General features: G+C 35.0%; 17 protein-coding genes. 1 reads left to right on the forward strand and 16 read right to left on the reverse strand.

The annotated features are described in order from the left end of the window. Nucleotides 1-91 precede the first annotated feature (91 nt). The 15 genes from AC1RRQ_RS15250 to flxA all read right to left on the reverse strand — a co-directional run bounded on the left by AC1RRQ_RS15250 (nt 92) and on the right by flxA (nt 13,156). Complete coding sequence (locus AC1RRQ_RS15250) at nt 92-541, reverse strand: acyl-CoA thioesterase (RefSeq protein ID WP_493023889.1); 450 nt, start codon at nt 539-541, stop codon at nt 92-94. Next, nucleotides 516-1,796 (reverse strand): ABC transporter permease, encoded by a 1,281-nt coding sequence (locus AC1RRQ_RS15255; protein WP_493023890.1) that lies wholly within the window; start codon nt 1,794-1,796, stop codon nt 516-518. Before AC1RRQ_RS15255 ends, AC1RRQ_RS15250 begins: the two co-directional genes overlap by 26 nt. Continuing rightward, nucleotides 1,786-2,538 (reverse strand): ABC transporter ATP-binding protein, encoded by a 753-nt coding sequence (locus tag AC1RRQ_RS15260; protein ID WP_493023891.1) that lies wholly within the window; start codon nt 2,536-2,538, stop codon nt 1,786-1,788. Before AC1RRQ_RS15260 ends, AC1RRQ_RS15255 begins: the two co-directional genes overlap by 11 nt. 4 nt (nt 2,539-2,542) lie before the next feature. Beyond that, complete coding sequence (gene darH / locus AC1RRQ_RS15265; protein WP_493023892.1) at nt 2,543-3,541, reverse strand: BtrH-related acyltransferase DarH; 999 nt, start codon at nt 3,539-3,541, stop codon at nt 2,543-2,545. After that, nucleotides 3,541-3,945 (reverse strand): flexirubin biosynthesis protein DarG, encoded by a 405-nt coding sequence (DarG, locus tag AC1RRQ_RS15270; protein WP_493023893.1) that lies wholly within the window; start codon nt 3,943-3,945, stop codon nt 3,541-3,543. Before DarG ends, darH begins: the two co-directional genes overlap by 1 nt. Before the next feature lie 28 nt (nt 3,946-3,973). Continuing rightward, nucleotides 3,974-4,435 carry a hotdog family protein gene (locus AC1RRQ_RS15275; protein WP_493023894.1) on the reverse strand — a complete coding sequence of 154 codons (462 nt, stop codon included), beginning with the start codon at nt 4,433-4,435 and terminating at the stop codon, nt 3,974-3,976. 9 nt (nt 4,436-4,444) lie between these two features. Beyond that, nucleotides 4,445-4,873: a hotdog family protein gene (locus AC1RRQ_RS15280; protein ID WP_493023895.1), complete on the reverse strand. Its 429-nt coding sequence runs from the start codon at nt 4,871-4,873 to the stop codon at nt 4,445-4,447. Continuing rightward, on the reverse strand, nt 4,873-6,006 hold the full coding sequence (darB, locus tag AC1RRQ_RS15285; RefSeq protein ID WP_493023896.1) for a dialkylresorcinol biosynthesis protein DarB: 1,134 nt from the start codon (nt 6,004-6,006) through the stop codon (nt 4,873-4,875). The genes AC1RRQ_RS15280 and darB overlap by 1 nt, the downstream gene beginning before the upstream one ends. A gap of 16 nt (nt 6,007-6,022) precedes the next feature. Further along, nucleotides 6,023-6,925, reverse strand: a complete 903-nt coding sequence (locus AC1RRQ_RS15290; RefSeq protein ID WP_493023897.1) for an NADPH-dependent FMN reductase family protein — start codon at nt 6,923-6,925, stop codon at nt 6,023-6,025. Nucleotides 6,926-7,137: 212 nt separating this feature from the next. After that, complete coding sequence (locus AC1RRQ_RS15295) at nt 7,138-8,019, reverse strand: lysophospholipid acyltransferase family protein (protein ID WP_493023898.1); 882 nt, start codon at nt 8,017-8,019, stop codon at nt 7,138-7,140. After that, the gene (locus AC1RRQ_RS15300; RefSeq protein WP_012023190.1) at nt 8,019-8,273 is read right to left on the reverse strand and encodes an acyl carrier protein; all 255 of its coding nucleotides are present in this window, start codon (nt 8,271-8,273) and stop codon (nt 8,019-8,021) included. The genes AC1RRQ_RS15295 and AC1RRQ_RS15300 overlap by 1 nt, the downstream gene beginning before the upstream one ends. Continuing rightward, nucleotides 8,266-9,501 (reverse strand): beta-ketoacyl-[acyl-carrier-protein] synthase family protein, encoded by a 1,236-nt coding sequence (locus tag AC1RRQ_RS15305; RefSeq protein WP_493023899.1) that lies wholly within the window; start codon nt 9,499-9,501, stop codon nt 8,266-8,268. Before AC1RRQ_RS15305 ends, AC1RRQ_RS15300 begins: the two co-directional genes overlap by 8 nt. Nucleotides 9,502-9,520: 19 nt before the next feature. Further along, the gene (gene flxB, locus AC1RRQ_RS15310; protein WP_493023900.1) at nt 9,521-10,252 is read right to left on the reverse strand and encodes a flexirubin biosynthesis SDR family reductase FlxB; all 732 of its coding nucleotides are present in this window, start codon (nt 10,250-10,252) and stop codon (nt 9,521-9,523) included. Between the two features lie 92 nt (nt 10,253-10,344). After that, on the reverse strand, nt 10,345-11,565 hold the full coding sequence (locus tag AC1RRQ_RS15315; protein WP_493023901.1) for a WG repeat-containing protein: 1,221 nt from the start codon (nt 11,563-11,565) through the stop codon (nt 10,345-10,347). Between the two features lie 70 nt (nt 11,566-11,635). Then, nucleotides 11,636-13,156, reverse strand: a complete 1,521-nt coding sequence (flxA, locus tag AC1RRQ_RS15320) for a flexirubin biosynthesis tyrosine ammonia-lyase FlxA (protein ID WP_493023902.1) — start codon at nt 13,154-13,156, stop codon at nt 11,636-11,638. A gap of 101 nt (nt 13,157-13,257) precedes the next feature. On the opposite strand from flxA, the gene AC1RRQ_RS15325 reads away from it, so the two are divergent. Beyond that, entirely contained in the window at nt 13,258-14,508 is a 1,251-nt protein-coding gene (locus AC1RRQ_RS15325) for an NAD(P)/FAD-dependent oxidoreductase (RefSeq protein WP_493023903.1), read from the forward strand. Between the two features lie 38 nt (nt 14,509-14,546). Here AC1RRQ_RS15325 and AC1RRQ_RS15330 read toward each other — a convergent pair whose 3' ends face one another. Beyond that, nucleotides 14,547-15,152, reverse strand: a complete 606-nt coding sequence (locus AC1RRQ_RS15330; protein ID WP_493023904.1) for a hypothetical protein — start codon at nt 15,150-15,152, stop codon at nt 14,547-14,549. Nucleotides 15,153-15,284 lie beyond the last annotated feature (132 nt).

A 15,284-nucleotide genomic window follows, 5' to 3' on the forward strand; every position in this document is an offset into this window, starting at 1 on the left:
GTGTTTTTATGGCACGCAGATTTTAAAGATTTAAGCAGATTTGCACAGATTATTTGTTTTTTAATTTGTGAAAATTAGTGCAATTCGTGTTTTACAATAACAACCCAACTTTTCGTTTCCATTCTTCATAAAAAGGCGGATTCGTAAGCATTAAATTACCGTCTTTGTCTAAAAAAACCTGAACAGTTTCGCCCGTGCAGGCTACTTCGCCTTTGTCATCAATAATTTTAAAACGATAAATCATTTTTGCGGCAGGTGTATCTACAACCGTTGTTTCTATTGTTACGACATCGCCATAACGTAATGATAATTTATGTTCGCATTTCGATTTTACAATTGGTGTTGTATAACCTGTTTCGCCAATATCCAGATAAGTAAGTCCGTGTTTGCGGCCAAAAGCTTCTCGTCCATCTTCAAAATAGGTAATATAATTGCCATGCCAAACGATTCCAAGCGGATCAGTTTCGTTAAAACGAATTCTGATTTCGTGAGAAACGGTTAAGTCTGTGGCTTCGTTATACTGTTCTTTTCTTTTTGTCATAAAATAATGCGATGGCTGTTGTGAGAATGAAAAACAAAAATAACAAACTTATTTTTGGTATGATTTCCAGGAAAGAAACGTTGCGTAATAAAACATCATAAAAAGCATCTAATCCCCAGTTCATTGGAGACGATTTAGCAATAATCTGCATGATTTTTGGCATGGCAAAAACCGGAACCCAAACCCCGCCAATTGCGGCTAAAATAATAACGCTTGTTGCACCAAACGGAGCCGATTGTTCTTGTGTGCTGGCAACGGTTCCTAATAAAATTCCGAATCCAATGGCAGCAAATCCTGAAAATAACGCTACGACGCTCATTAAAGCTAAATGTCCTTCGATGTTTAAAGACGGAAGTCCGATTGATGGAAATAAAAATACAGCAACGCCAACCATCATATAAAACTGAATCATGCAAATGATCGAGTAGGTAATCGTTTTTCCAATTATAACAATTAAATTAGAAACCGGATTGGTTCTTAATCGAACGAAAGTTCCCTGCGATTTTTCTTTTACTATATTAATAGATAACGGAATTACGATAAAAAATATCGCAAAAAGGGTCCAGGCCGGAACATTATGCTGCACTGAATTTGGACGAACTTCTTTGTTGTTAATCTTTGGAATTATTTCTTTGAAAGAAATGAAGCTTTTTTGCTCAAAACTGGCAGTTCCTTCTCCTAATTGATTTTGAAAAGTGGTGTAAATTGATTTGGTTTCAATTTGCGAAATCATTTTGTCAATAGAATTCATGACGGCATTTTTAAAACTCATTTGAACCGCCGGATCAAAATACAGTTTTACTTCTTTTTCTTTAATTACTCTTTTTTCGTTTTGAGGAATGCTGTCTGTTAAACCTAAACTGCTTACAATTTTTTCGACATTTTGGTCTACTTTGGCTTGTAAATCAGAACTTAAATTTTCTGGAATTACAATCGCTAATTGAAATTTTCCTTTGTAAACGTTTTCTCGGGCAACATCTTCGGTAATGGTTTTATTGTCGATTTGTGTTACAACGCTGAATAAATCGCTTTTTTCCAAATTATCAAAAACAGTTTTCGAAACAGAACCTTTGTCGTTATCGACCAATAAAATTGGAATTTTAGAATCGCTGACTTTTTTAAAAGTGCTGTCCTGAATTAACGTAACAGTAATGACCAAAACCAATGGCATGATAAACAGAATAATCAAGCCGCCTAAATCGCGTTTAAGCAGTAAAAATTCTTTTACGACCGACATCCAAATTTTATACAGCATCTCTTAAGTCTTTACCGGTTAATGAAATAAAAACGTCTTCGAGATTTCGGGCATCTTCAACAGAATTAATTAAAGTTGAAGGTGTTCCTTTGGCATAAATTTGGCCTTGGTCTAAAATGGCAATATTGGTGCAGAAATCTTCGGCTTCAGCCAAATGATGCGAAGTATAAATAATAGTGGTTCCGTTTTGGTTTAACACTTTTAGATACTCTATAATAGCATTTTTAGACTGAACATCAACACCAACGGTTGGTTCATCTAAAAATAAAACTTTTGGATTGTGCAGAATTCCGGCAATTAAATTCACACGACGTTTCATACCTCCGGAAAAAGTTTCAACACGTTTGTCGGCAAATTTTAATAAACCCAAAAGATCCAAAGTTTCGATTACTTTATCTTTTAAGTCAGCACTTTTTAGACCGTACATACTTCCAAAATAATGCAGGTTTTCTCTTGCCGAAAGAGTAGGATATAGGGCATATTCCTGAGGAACAACGCCTATGATTTTTTTTATTTTTGAAGAATGATGCTGATAGTATAAACCATCAATTGTAAAATGACCTGATGTTGGTTTTACCAAACCGCAGAGCATTGAAATTAAGGTTGTTTTTCCGGCACCATTTGGGCCAAGTAAACCAAAAACCTCTCCTTCGTTTATATTTAGCGAAACATCGTTCAAAGAATACTGATCGGCATCTTTGTACTTTTTCGAAAGGGATTCTATTTTAATTATGGATTGCAAAATATTAGCTGATGGCTTTTTTTAGTTTTTTAAAAAAGATTTCTTCTCTATTGGCAATGTCCAAAAGTTCATCGGCAATGGTGTTGTAAGCGTCTTCTTTGGCACTTCTGTTTTTATAAATTCGCGAAGCTTCAACAGCAAAATCCCGCCATGAATCGCCAATTTGTGTCATTTCTTTAGAAAGAGTTTTTAGTTCCTCATTATTTAAAATAACCGAAGCTTCCTGTAAAAATGCGGCATAAATAAAACGGAAACCACCGCCTCCGGTTCCTATTTCTTCCTGCATACGAACCATTTGTGCCAGGTAATGATTGGCTTTTTTGGTGCCGTGTTTTACAGGCCATTTTCTAATTTGCTTTGATACAAATTTGATACCGCGAACGCCTACAATTGGCATTGGCGCCAGCATATCGCGGCAGGTATTTTTTATTCCTTTAATGATGGCACTTTTTAAATCGACTTCATTTGGAATTTGAATTGGATAATACATTTGGCCGCGCGGTGCAAAAGCACCTTTTGCAAAACGAACTTTATCTAATTCTTCGTGTGTTAAAGTAGTTACGGTTTCCATTACAGGATCTGAGATCAAATAATCTTTATCGGTTTTTCCGTAAACAACCAAATTGTGAGCGTTGAAATGAAAACGATATTCGTCTGGGAAATAACTTAAATTATAAACACCGACTTGTAATCCTGTTGGAATGTTATTCTTTAAATTCTCATCTAAAGCTTTGTTTGCATTTGCTGGAGATGAAAATTTTTGTCTTTTTATTTTTAGGTTTAAACGGGTTGCTACTTTATTAAAGATTTGTCCCGGTAAAGTTCTGTAACTTATGGCTGGTGCGTAATTCACTTTTATAAAAGGCAAATACACAAAGAAAAGCCCGGAACCGATACCAAAAACCATTGGTTCGCTAATATTGAGTCCGTTGTTTTTTAACAGGTTCGATGCTACTCCATTTTCACAGTGAGCAGATTGGTGATGTGTAAAAGTAACTTGCATTAATCTGTTTTAAAGTTTTTTAATTCGGCTATGGAAATTTCGAAGGTATCAGCGTATTTTTTCAAAATAGAATCGCTTAGTTTAGCAAAATTGGCTGGTTTAAAATGTCTTTTTACACGCCATTTCCACATTCCCACATAACTCGACAAAATGGTAAGATCCATTTTATTGACTTCCATAAAATAAACAATCGGGCTTGCTTCGCCAGTTTTTACCTGCTGTTTTGCCTCAGCAATACGTTCGTTTATTTCGTCGATAGAATTAGAAAGTGCGATTGTTTTAGGTTCCCAGCCTGTACTTAAGGTTGTGGTGTAATCGCCATTTTCATCGGTTGCGTACAAAAGCTCTTTAACATTGTTTTTTGTTAAGTTGCTTTTATCCTGAGGTACATTATCTTTTTCCATTACCTAGTTATATTTTCAAGTGGAATTATTACGAAACCGAAACTGTTTTTTGAATGAACAAGTTAATTTCGCATTCTAAAAGTATCTGATCTTCGACAGAGCTGTTGCAGCTCATTGTGCATAAAGTGTAATCGTCGCCAGCGAATTTTGAAACTAAATTTGCTTTGGTAATTATAGTATCGCCAACTTTTGGCAGCGAATGAATTTTTACATTTTTTAAGGCACTGATAAATCCAATTACATTTACGTTTTCATTTTCTGTTCCGTCTTCTTCAAAAAAATATTTTTTTCCAACAATAGATGAACAGGTCTGCGCCGTATTTTCGATTAAACCTGCTTCAATAAAAACATTATTCTGCACAAAAATATTGTCTTCTTTTATCAGGAAAATGGTTTCTACAAAGCTGGCATCAATTTCCAGAATTAAATCTACCATAAGCATTGGTGCTCGGTGCGGTAAATAATTTTGTATGTCAACTCCGGTATTCAAAATCTATATTTATTTGGCTAAAACGGTTTTCATTTGTCCGTTTGCGATTTCTTCATTGTTTAATGTCGTAACAATATTCACTAAAGTGATTCCGGCAAATTCCTGGAGGATAGTTACCGTTGATTGAATTGAATCATCGATTTTTGGCAGTTTTTTTATTTCGATTTCTTTTATAGAACCAATGTAGCCTGTTGGAGCTGTTTCGTTTCTTAAAAAAAACTGGTAACCGGTATGCAAAGCCACAGATTGTGCCATGTGTTCGATTAACCCCGCTTCTAAAAACGTATTACTGTCAAAAAATATATTGTCACTTTTAATGGTGTAACCAGAAACTAACGATGTTTCACTATAAGAAAGCATGCTGTCTACCATTACAAAAGGAAACTTTTGCGGTAATAAATTCTCGACAGCTTCTTTTTCTAAAAGTAAAACGTCCATTAGCATACAGTTAAATACGCATACGCGAAAGAAAATCTTCCGCTTTCCGGAACTGATAAAAGAATGTGATCTCCTTTTTTCAATTTTCCTGAATTCATTAATTCTTCTAAAGCAAGATAAATAGAGGCAGAACCTACATTACCCACTCTTGGAAGATTCATAAACCATTTTTCATCAGCCATTCCGATGCCTTTTTCGTTTAGTCCTTTTTTTAATCCTTCAACAAAAAAGTTAGAAGAAACGTGAGGAATAAAATAATCGACATCTTCAGATTTGATTTTGTTTTTATCCATGGCATCTTTCATGCTTTCGGCACCTTTTGACAGGATAAATTCATCCAGCAGTTTAACATCTTGCTTGATAGAAAAAACAGATTCGTTTAACCATTGTTCCGGTGCGTAATCGCTCCATGATTTTATTTCTCCGTTTTCTAATTTATCGCCTCCGGCATACATGCAGGTTTCTAATTCGTAAGCATACGAAAAAGCTTCCATCCATTCTATTTTTAGAGAAATTGGTCCTTTCGGTTCATTTTCTAATAAAAAAGCGCCGGCACCGTCAGATAACATCCAACGTAAAAAATCTTTTTTGAAAGCAATAATAGGCTGTTCTTCCAGCGTTTTTAAATTGTCGGCTTCGTGATTGTATTTTTGGGCATTCAGCCAGGTCGAAACTTTTTCAGATCCTGTGCAGATTGCATTTTTTGAATTTCCAGATCGTACCGAAAGAAAACCAAATTTAAGGGAGTTCATTCCGGCACAGCAAACTCCTGTTGAAGAGTTTAATTCTACCGATTTATTTTTTAGCAGACCATGAACCATCGCGGCATGTGAAGGCAGAAAAATATCCGGAGTTGAGGTTCCGCATGAAAGTACTTCTAAATCCTGCGGCGTAAAATTTTCGTCGAATAACGGCAAAATAGCATTTCGGGTTAATTCGGCATTGCTGTGTGTACTTTTTCCTGTTTTGTCAACAGCGTAATAACGGCTTGTAATTTTGTTGTTGCGCAAAATAATACGTCTTGCCTTAGAGGCAGTATCGTTGATAAGGCCTAAATAAGCTTCCATTTCGTCATTTGAAACAGCTTCGTTTGGCAAATATTTTGCAGCTTTTGTGATATATACTTCAAACATAATCTAAATTCGTCTTCTAAACTCCTTGATAATATTGAGTTTCTCTTTTTATAGTGTTTAATTTAAAGGGGTAGGAAATAAGGTGCAATATATACACTATTGGTGAGATTAACCAAATCGCAAGGAATAAATAAACATTAAATACTTTTAGAAGCTGTTTTCGGTTTTTTTGATTTTTATAAATAAGGTTTGACCATTTATTGAAAATTTTATTAGCCGTTTTGTCTACCGTTACTAAATACGGACTAATCTTAACAGCATCAATTGCCAGTAATTTGGGCTGTAAATGCTCTAAATCGTTCTGATTTAATGCAGATAAAATGACTTCTCCAAATTTTGGAGATTCCTGAATATCTTTTTCTGAAACTCCCGGTAACGGAAAAATACCTAAATATTTTTTCTTTATTCCGGAAAACATCCACTCGACAATTGTAATAACACTGATTAAATTTCCTACACGATCTACAAGAGCCACATTGCCTACTAATTGTGCATTGGCTTCTTTTAGCAAAGTTTTGATTTTTTCCTGCGCCATAATCCACATATTTCGCGAACCGCTGATGGTTACAACAGGCGTGTTGTGGAGGATTTTTTTGGCATCGTCACTTTTCAAAAATGAGTTAATAGGGATAGAAGGTGATAAATACCATACTTGATAATGGAAAAGAACTAAATCGAATTTGGTGTTTAAAATCTCTTCAGGAACGGGTTTTAATGCTGTTGGAATCTGTAAAAAAGATTCCGGAAAGGCATCAAAAAAAGAATTTTTATCCCAAGGAAAAGGGAATGGTTTTTCTAATTGTATTTCGTGAAAAGTTAGATTTATATTCTCAGCATTTAGAAAGGGTTTTGCGATGTTTTGCGCAATGGTTTCTAACTGCCCTGATTGAGAATAATAAATAACGAGAACATTTTTCATTATTGGTTTGTTTGCTTTGGTTGCGAACAAAAATAAGTAAATTTATTTAAACTGATTTTGGTTGGTTTTCAGAGGGTTTTGGCCCGCGAATTTGGCAGATTAAACTGGTTTTTGCAGGTTTTTGTTTTTTACCGAAATTGCAGAAATAAAGTTGAGGGAATTTCAAGGAATGTAATGCCTTGTAAATCTGTTTCATCCGTAAAATCAGTGGTCTATTTCTTCAAATCATTCCAGAAATCGAAATAATTAAACCACTGCAGCGGGTATCTTTTTATGATGCTTTCTACGCTTGTTACATATTCTTTCAGCAGTGCTTTTTCGTCGCGATGCTTTACTGTGGCTTCTCTGGCGTATAAATGATAATGTAAATTTGGCTCTTTCATAACATAAACAAACACAACCGGCACTTTTAATCTTGATGCAATTAAAAAGGGTCCCGCAGGAAAGTTGGCTTCTTTGCCTAAAAGGTTTTCAGAAAGAGATTTTGTACCTTCAAAATAACGGTCGCCTGTAAAACAAACCAGTTCATTATTGGCCAGAGCAGCATTGATCTCAAAAATATGAGACAAATCTTCTTTGATAATGATAAATTTTACGGTTGGTTTTTGAGTAACGCTTTCCAAATAATTTTTGATGGCAGAATGTTCTAAATCTGTCGTAACTAAATTGATTTGAAAATTAAGATCGATGTCGCCCAGAAAGTGTTCGGCGATTTCAAAATTACCAACGTGCGCACTTATTAAGACGCCGCCTTTTTTCTCGGCTAAAAGATTTTTAAGTGTTTCGATTCCGTCAAACTCATAGGTGAATTTGTTTCGCATTCCGGCAGAAATGGAAATTTTATCAATAATGGTCTGTCCAAAAGTGTAGTAACTTTTGAAAACCATTTTTCTGGATTTAAAACTGGAGTATTGAAGCCTTTCTTTAAAGTAATAAAAAATAGCGCGATTGCTTTTCTTTAAAAACAAAAAGTAATAAGAAGCGACAAAATAAAGTAAGGCATAAGCAGCTTTTACACCCGCTTTTTGAATTAAAAAAACGAATATTCTATAACCTAAAACAGTTCCTTTTGATTTGCCATCCCATTGACTCATTAAGCTGTTTTGGCTTTTAATTTGGTTTCAATAAGGTCGTAGAAGCTCTGAAAATCAGAAATTCCAACAAAGTCTGCTTCAACAAGTTTTACACCAAAGTTAGATTCTATCGAAACTACCAAATCAACATAATCTAAACTATCTAATCCAAGTGTATCTTTTAAATTAGCATTTGGTTCAATGTCGTCATTGTCTACTTCAAATTCATCAACTAAAAAACCATTAATTTTTGCTATAATCTCTTCTTTATTCATCGTTCAATTTAAACTTTTTAACCACCAACGCAGAGTTGGTTCCTCCGAAACCGAAAGAATTGGACAAAAATATGTCAAATTTTTTGTTTAACGTAGTTTTAACTAAATTTAATTTTGAAGCATCTTCGTCTGGATTTTCTAAATTGATGTTGGGCGCAATGAAATCGTGCTGCATCATTATGATTGAGTAGATAATTTCGCTTGCTCCGGCCATCCAGCATTCGTGGCCAGTCATTGATTTTGTAGAACTTACATAAGGATTTTTCTCACCAAAAACTTCAAAGATAGCTTTGGCTTCGTTTGCATCGCCAACCGGAGTTGAGGTTGCGTGTGCATTTATATATTCAATATCTGATGCATTTAGCTGTGCATCATCAAGAGCTCTTTTCATTGCTGTAGCAGGTCCTTCGACATTTGGAGTCGAAATATGGCCTCCGTTTGATGAAAATCCATAACCCGAAACTTCGGCTATAATATTGGCGCCTCTCGCGATTGCCGATTCGTAACTTTCCAGAATTAAAGTAGCACCGCCGCCACTCGGAATTAATCCGTCACGCCCTGCATCAAAAGGTCTTGAGGCTTTTTCGGGATCATTTTCTCTGTTAGAAAAAACGCCCAATCCGTCAAAACTGCTCATGGCATATTTATTAATTTCCTGAGCACCTCCGGTAATAATAATATCCTGAAAACCGCTTTTTATTAAAAAATAAGCTAATCCGATAGAATGTGAACCACTCGCACAAGCCGCGCTGACGGTTAAATTAATACCGCGAAGTTTAAAAATCGTAGATAAATTCATGGTAACAGTAGAATTCATCGATTTAAAAATAGCTCCCGAACCTATTAAAGCGGTGTCTTTTTTCTCGCGGACAATATCTGTAGCATCAATAATAGCTTTAGAAACGCTGTCGTTTCCGTACATAATTCCCACTTCGCGATTGTCAAAAAAAGCGTCGTCGATATTCGCATTTTTCAATGCTTCGATAGTTGCCATATAAGCATACTCGGTTTCTTCACCAATGCTCATACGCTGCCTGCGGGTTAATAAATTTTTTAAATCGGCTTTAGGAACCATTCCGGTTAAGGCCGACTGAAAACCAAATTCTTTTCGGTCAGAATCAAATTTAATACCCGATTTTCCATTATATAATGATTCCTTTACTTCATCTAAAGAAGTTCCGATACAAGAATAAATTCCCATTCCAGTAATTACAACTCTCTTATTCATCGTCTTTCAAAGTAATTTTTTAAGAATATATTCCTCCGTTTATATTGATAATTTCGCCGGTAATATAACTCGATTTTTTTGAAATCAAAAAGCTTACCAAATCTGCTACTTCTTCGGCTTCACCAAAACGATTTACCGGAATCAGCTTTAATAATTCTTTTTCGTCCAGCTCACTTGTCATGTCGGTTCTAATAAAACCAGGTGCAACAGCATTTACGGTTATATTACGTTTTGCTACTTCTTGTGCCAATGCTTTTGTAGCGGCAACAATTGCGCCTTTTGCTGCCGAATAATTGGTTTGTCCCGCCGTTCCTTTTACTCCAGATACAGAAACCATATTTACGATTCGGCCATATTTATTGCGAAGCATTTTTTGAATAAAAAACTGCGTTACATTAAAAAATCCGTTTAAACTTGTATTTACAACACCGTTCCAGTCTTCGGGAGTCATCCACATAAAAAGACCATCTTTTGTAATTCCGGCATTGTTTACAATTGCTTCAACAATTGCTTCAGGATTAGCGTCCTGCCACTTTGTTAAAACGTCTTGTACTTGTTCAAAATTAGCAACATCAAAGCCTAAAATTTCTCCGGTTGCTCCTAATTTTTGTATTTCCTGAAGTGTTTCTTCAGCAGCAGTTTTGTTTGAATGGTAATTAATCAGAATATGATAATTAGATTCAACGGCTAATTTTTTACAAACAGCACTTCCAATTCCTCTCGAACCGCCAGTTACTAATACACATTTCATTGATATTTGGTTTTATTTTTATTGTCATAAATGGTATCGCTTTTATGAGCAATACCATTTATGTAAGGTTGATTTTTTGTTAGAGAAAGAAGTTATTTCTTCTTTTTAGGTGCTGGTTTCGCAGCTGGTTTTGTTGCTGCTTTTACCTCTTGTTTTGGTTTTTCCGGAGCGGCTTCAGCAGGCTGGATTCTTTCGGCTGATTTAGAAAATAGTTCAGCATTTTCAAACCATTGGTTGCTCAAAACGGTTCCGTCTGGTTTAAGAAATCCCCATTTTCCTTCGTTTTTTACTCTTGCAACGCCATCAATAAATCCTTTGTCTTGTTGTACAAACATAGCAATAATGGCATTTGCAGTGATACCGTATTGAGTTGGAATTACTAATTTTCCTGATTCGTTAATAAATCCCCAGTTGCTTTCTTTTACAGGCGCTAAACCATTTGTACTGAAAACTTCTGCATCACTGTAAGTTGGTTCAATTACAAATTCTCCTTTCGGATTAATGAATCCCCATTTTTTTCCAACTAAAACTGGTGCCAGATTTTTTGAGAAAGCTTTTCCTTTATCATAAATAGGAAGAATTGCCCAGTTTCCTTTTAAATCGATATAACCAATTTTTCCGTTCTTTTTAGCAAAAGTTAAATCCTGCGTTTCAAAATCCCAGATTTTTTCGGCTCCGTCAACCGGAGTAAATTTTCCGCTGCTTACCAATCCAAAAGTTTTGTCTTTTCTTGCCCAGGTTGTGTTTTTGAAATAATTTCCAATTTCGGCATAAGCAGGTTCAACTAATTCTTTTCCGTCGGTATTTATAATTCCCCAGTTTTTGTTTAGTTCTACTCTTGCAAAACCATTTTCAAAAGGTTTGATCTGGTCGTATTTTGGTTCTAAAACCACGGCCATTTTGTTGTTAATCAACCCAACTTTATTGTTTTGTCTGATAAAAGCAACTCCATTATTAAAATCGAATAGTTTTTCTGAAGCAGGTGCTTTTTGAATTTCACCTTTTTTATCAATATAAACCCATTCTTTATCTTTTTGTACTATGGCAATGCCGTTATTAAAATCTTTAGCATCTTTAAAATCTGCCGGAATCACCCAGCTTCCTTTACTGTCAATAAATCCCCATTTTCCGCCGTTTTCTACAGCAGCCAAACCGTCAGAAAAACTTCTGGCCGATTTGTATTGAGGTTCGATTTTAAATGATCCGTCTTTGGAAATATATCCAATTTTAGAATTCTTTTTAACTAAAGCCAGTTCTTGACTATTAACAAATTGAATACTTACTAGCAGCAAAAAAATAAGTGTCTTTTTCATGATTTTAAAATTCAATGTTTAATGATTAAAAAAACTAAAACTCTTTGGGGCGGTATTGGTATATCAATTTTTAATTGTTGATCAAATGATCTTTTACTTTTTGAACAAAAGGATACATCACCTGATCTTCCTTAAATTCCGGAATTATATTGCGAATATCATCGTACCATTTTTTGGTTACAGACGAGATTTGATTTTTTTGTCCTAAATAATCAATTGCCTGAACAATAGTAATCATTTCGATTGCTAATACTTCAAAAGAGTTTTCGATTACTTTTGAGGTAATTACCGCTGCATTTGTTCCCATGCTTACAATGTCCTGATTGTCGTTGTTGTTTGGGATACTGTGCACATACATTGGGTTAGACAACATTTGGCTTTCGGCAGTTGTTGAGGTTGCAGTAAACTGAACGCCCTGCATTCCGAAATTAAATCCTAATGTTCCTAAGTTTACGAATGGAGGAAGAATTTCGTTGATTTTTGAATTTAATAAATAATTCAATTGACGTTCTGCCAGCATCGTTAATTTGGTAATTACGATTTTCAGTTTATCCATTTCAAGTGAGATATAATCTCCGTGGAAATTTCCTCCGTGATAAACGTGTTTGTTTTTTACGTCGATAATTGGGTTGTCGTTTGCCGAGTTAAACTCGTCTTCCAGAATAGAAGCTACATTGTTTATAGTTTCTAAAACCGGCCCAAGAATTTGAGGAACGCATCTTAATGAATAATATTCCTGTACCTTTTCTTTGAAGATTTCCTCTGTGTTTTCACCAGAATATAAATGGTCTTCTCTTTTACGGATTAAAGTACTGTCTGAAAGGTTTTGACGCATTTTTGCCGCTACTTCCTGCTGTCCTTTATGACGTTTTGTTTGGTTTAATTCTTCAGAGAAATGATCGTCGTAAGCCTGAACTAATTCGTTGATCGCGCAAGAAGATTTTAATGACCAGTCTAATAATTTTTTAGCATGATATACATTTACAACTCCAATTCCGGTCATAACCGAAGTTCCGTTGATTAATGCAAGGCCTTCTCTAATTTCTACCTGAATTGGTTTTAAACCTTCAATTTCAAAAACTTCAGGAGTTGGTCTTCTGTCTCCTTTATAAAAAACTTCGCCTTCGCCAATTAAAACTAATGCTAAATGCGAAAGCTGAACTAAGTCACCGCTGGCACCAACACCGCCGTGTTCAAAGATTAAAGGAGTAATATCTCTATTAATAAGTTCAGACATTAGGTTAATTACTGACGGATGAACGCCTGAGTTTCCTAATGAAAGTGTATTCAATCGAGCTAAAATGGCTGCTTTTGCACAAACTGGGCTTAACGGTTTTCCGGTCCCTGATGAGTGGCTGCGGATTAAATTATATTGAAGCTGAATTTGATCAGACTCTTTAATTCTATATTGCGCCATTGGCCCAAAGCCAGTGTTTACGCCATAAATTATTTTATTTCCAGAAAATTCTTTTAGGAAATTAAAGCTTTCGTTTACTCGGTTTAAAACAACATCGCTAATTGTAACTTTTTGATTTCCAAAGATTATGTCTTCGAATTCTGCTAAACTTAAATATTCATTAATTGTATTCATTAAATCGTTTTTGGTTGTGCTAATTTAATTTTATTTATCAAAATAATTGTAGTTATTTTGATGATGGCAAATGTAGTTTAATAATTGATAATATTTTTATTATGACCAAGGAGTTTGTAGATGTTTTAGTGATAGGCGCGGGACCCTCAGGATGTGTGTCTGCATCGTATCTTCATAAAAACAATGTAAAGGTAAAAGTTGTAGAAAAACAAAAGTTCCCAAGACTGGTTGTGGGTGAAAGCTTAATTCCGAGGGTAATGGACCATTTTGCTGAAGCAGAATTGTTTGATGCTCTTAATGCAATGAATTTTGAAAAAAAACTGGGAGCACGATTTATAAGAGAAGAAGAGATTTGTGTTTTTGATTTCAGTAAAAAATTTGGTGAGGGCTGGGATTGGACCTGGCAGGTTCCTCGTGCTGATTTTGATAATACAATGGCGCAGGAAGTGGTTCGAAAAGGTGTTGATCTTGAATTTGAATCAGAGGTTCTGGAAGTTTCTTTTGAAGGAAAAAATTCTAAAACAATTGTAAAAGATAAAGATGGGAATTTAAAAGAAATTCACGCAAAGTTTATTATTGATTCAAGTGGCTACGGACGTGTTTTACCAAGACTTTTAGATCTGGATACGCCATCAAAATTAGATCCGCATTCGTCTATTTTTACGCATGTAAAAGATATTAACAGAGAAGAAGGGGAAGAGGGAACTCAAATTTCATTTGATATTCTGGAAACCGAAGTCTGGCTTTGGGTAATTCCGTTTTCTAACGGAAACACAAGTTTAGGCGTTGTAGGGCCAACAGACTTCATTAATTCGCTTTCTGAAAATAAAGATAATGCCGAGGCTTTGAAAAACGCTATTCAGCTATCAGATTACTATATTAAGAGATTTGAGGGTACAGAATTTTTATTTGAACCGGTAAAACTGGAAAATTATTCGAGAGCGGTAAAAAGAATGTACGGCGACGGTTTTGCTTTAACGGGAAACAGTTCTGAATTTTTAGATCCTGTTTTTTCATCGGGCGTGGCTTTTGCAACCGAATCTGGAATGCTGGCAGCAAAATTATACTTGAAAGAATCGCAGGGAATTCCTGTTGACTGGGAAGTTGAATTTACACAATATATGAAACGCGGTATTGCTGTGTTTACTACTTATGTTCAGGAATGGTATACAGGAAATCTGCAGACTTTGTTTTTCCATCAGCCGGAAAATCCTGAGGTAAAAGAAAAAATATGTTCTGTTTTGGCGGGTTATGTTTGGAACGAAGACAATTCGTTTGTCAAGAAACACGATCACGTAATTGCAAATATGGCGTATTTATTAAATATGCAAAAAGAACAAAGCCCTGAATAATCAGGGCTTTTTTTATAAATAATTCCATCGAAATATTTTTATTTGAATGCTTTTTTCAATAAAAGCTTAGATAATGATTTTGCTGTTTTGGCATAACCTTCTCCAATTCGGGTTTCATTGTTAAAATTGCTTCCCCATTGATCTCCGGGAGCTTCTTCGCTTTTTATTTCTAATAATACATTTGATTTGTTTGCGGTTTCAACAAATTTTAAATTGGTTGTAACCTTTGCCGGCTGTTTCATAATTCCTGCATCCCAGCCCGGGTAGATCCAAACAGTTTGTACAATTAAAGTATAAGGTGTATTTAATCCTTCCTGAAAATTTACTTCTTTTCCTGCCTTTGTCATTACAACATTTCCTATCTCTAAAAATTTTGGAGTCCAGATTTGCTCTTTGGCGACAGCCCATCTTTTGTACCAAAGATTTCCGTTTCCTTTTGCTTTTTTATCCAAATCGGCTTTGTGTTCTTCAACATACTGCGCTTCGGGTTTGTTTTCTTTCATCATAGTAAAGTTACTATAATCAAATTCGGTGTTGATTTCTTTTTGATCTTTTAAAAAGTCAAAGTTTCCTTGTACAACTTCCATATCCTGAGCGAAAGCTGCTCCCGAAATAAGGAACAAGGCAAAAATTAGTTTTTTCATTTTTTTTGGTTTGATTAAGGTTAATTCTTTTCGGACTAAAAGTAACAAAACAATTAATTAAAAAATTTATTGTGTAAACAAAAAAAGAGGATCCAAATCTGGATCCTCTTTCTAAATCGATATCAAAAATCT

It is taken from the genome of Flavobacterium sp. GW821-FHT12A05 (genome assembly GCF_058807735.1).

Coding starts and splice junctions, on each gene's coding strand:
- AC1RRQ_RS15330 (WP_493023904.1), bottom strand. CDS start 15,152: ATGAAAAAACTAATTTTTGCCTTGTTCCTTATTTCGGGAGCAGCTTTC.
- DarG (WP_493023893.1), bottom strand. CDS start 3,945: ATGGAAAAAGATAATGTACCTCAGGATAAAAGCAACTTAACAAAAAAC.
- AC1RRQ_RS15290 (WP_493023897.1), bottom strand. CDS start 6,925: ATGAAAAATGTTCTCGTTATTTATTATTCTCAATCAGGGCAGTTAGAA.
- darH (WP_493023892.1), bottom strand. CDS start 3,541: ATGCAAGTTACTTTTACACATCACCAATCTGCTCACTGTGAAAATGGA.
- AC1RRQ_RS15250 (WP_493023889.1), bottom strand. CDS start 541: ATGACAAAAAGAAAAGAACAGTATAACGAAGCCACAGACTTAACCGTT.
- darB (WP_493023896.1), bottom strand. CDS start 6,006: ATGTTTGAAGTATATATCACAAAAGCTGCAAAATATTTGCCAAACGAA.
- AC1RRQ_RS15255 (WP_493023890.1), bottom strand. CDS start 1,796: ATGCTGTATAAAATTTGGATGTCGGTCGTAAAAGAATTTTTACTGCTT.
- AC1RRQ_RS15280 (WP_493023895.1), bottom strand. CDS start 4,873: ATGGACGTTTTACTTTTAGAAAAAGAAGCTGTCGAGAATTTATTACCG.
- flxB (WP_493023900.1), bottom strand. CDS start 10,252: ATGAAATGTGTATTAGTAACTGGCGGTTCGAGAGGAATTGGAAGTGCT.
- AC1RRQ_RS15315 (WP_493023901.1), bottom strand. CDS start 11,565: ATGAAAAAGACACTTATTTTTTTGCTGCTAGTAAGTATTCAATTTGTT.
- AC1RRQ_RS15325 (WP_493023903.1), top strand. CDS start 13,258: ATGACCAAGGAGTTTGTAGATGTTTTAGTGATAGGCGCGGGACCCTCA.
- AC1RRQ_RS15300 (WP_012023190.1), bottom strand. CDS start 8,273: ATGAATAAAGAAGAGATTATAGCAAAAATTAATGGTTTTTTAGTTGAT.
- flxA (WP_493023902.1), bottom strand. CDS start 13,156: ATGAATACAATTAATGAATATTTAAGTTTAGCAGAATTCGAAGACATA.
- AC1RRQ_RS15295 (WP_493023898.1), bottom strand. CDS start 8,019: ATGAGTCAATGGGATGGCAAATCAAAAGGAACTGTTTTAGGTTATAGA.
- AC1RRQ_RS15305 (WP_493023899.1), bottom strand. CDS start 9,501: ATGAATAAGAGAGTTGTAATTACTGGAATGGGAATTTATTCTTGTATC.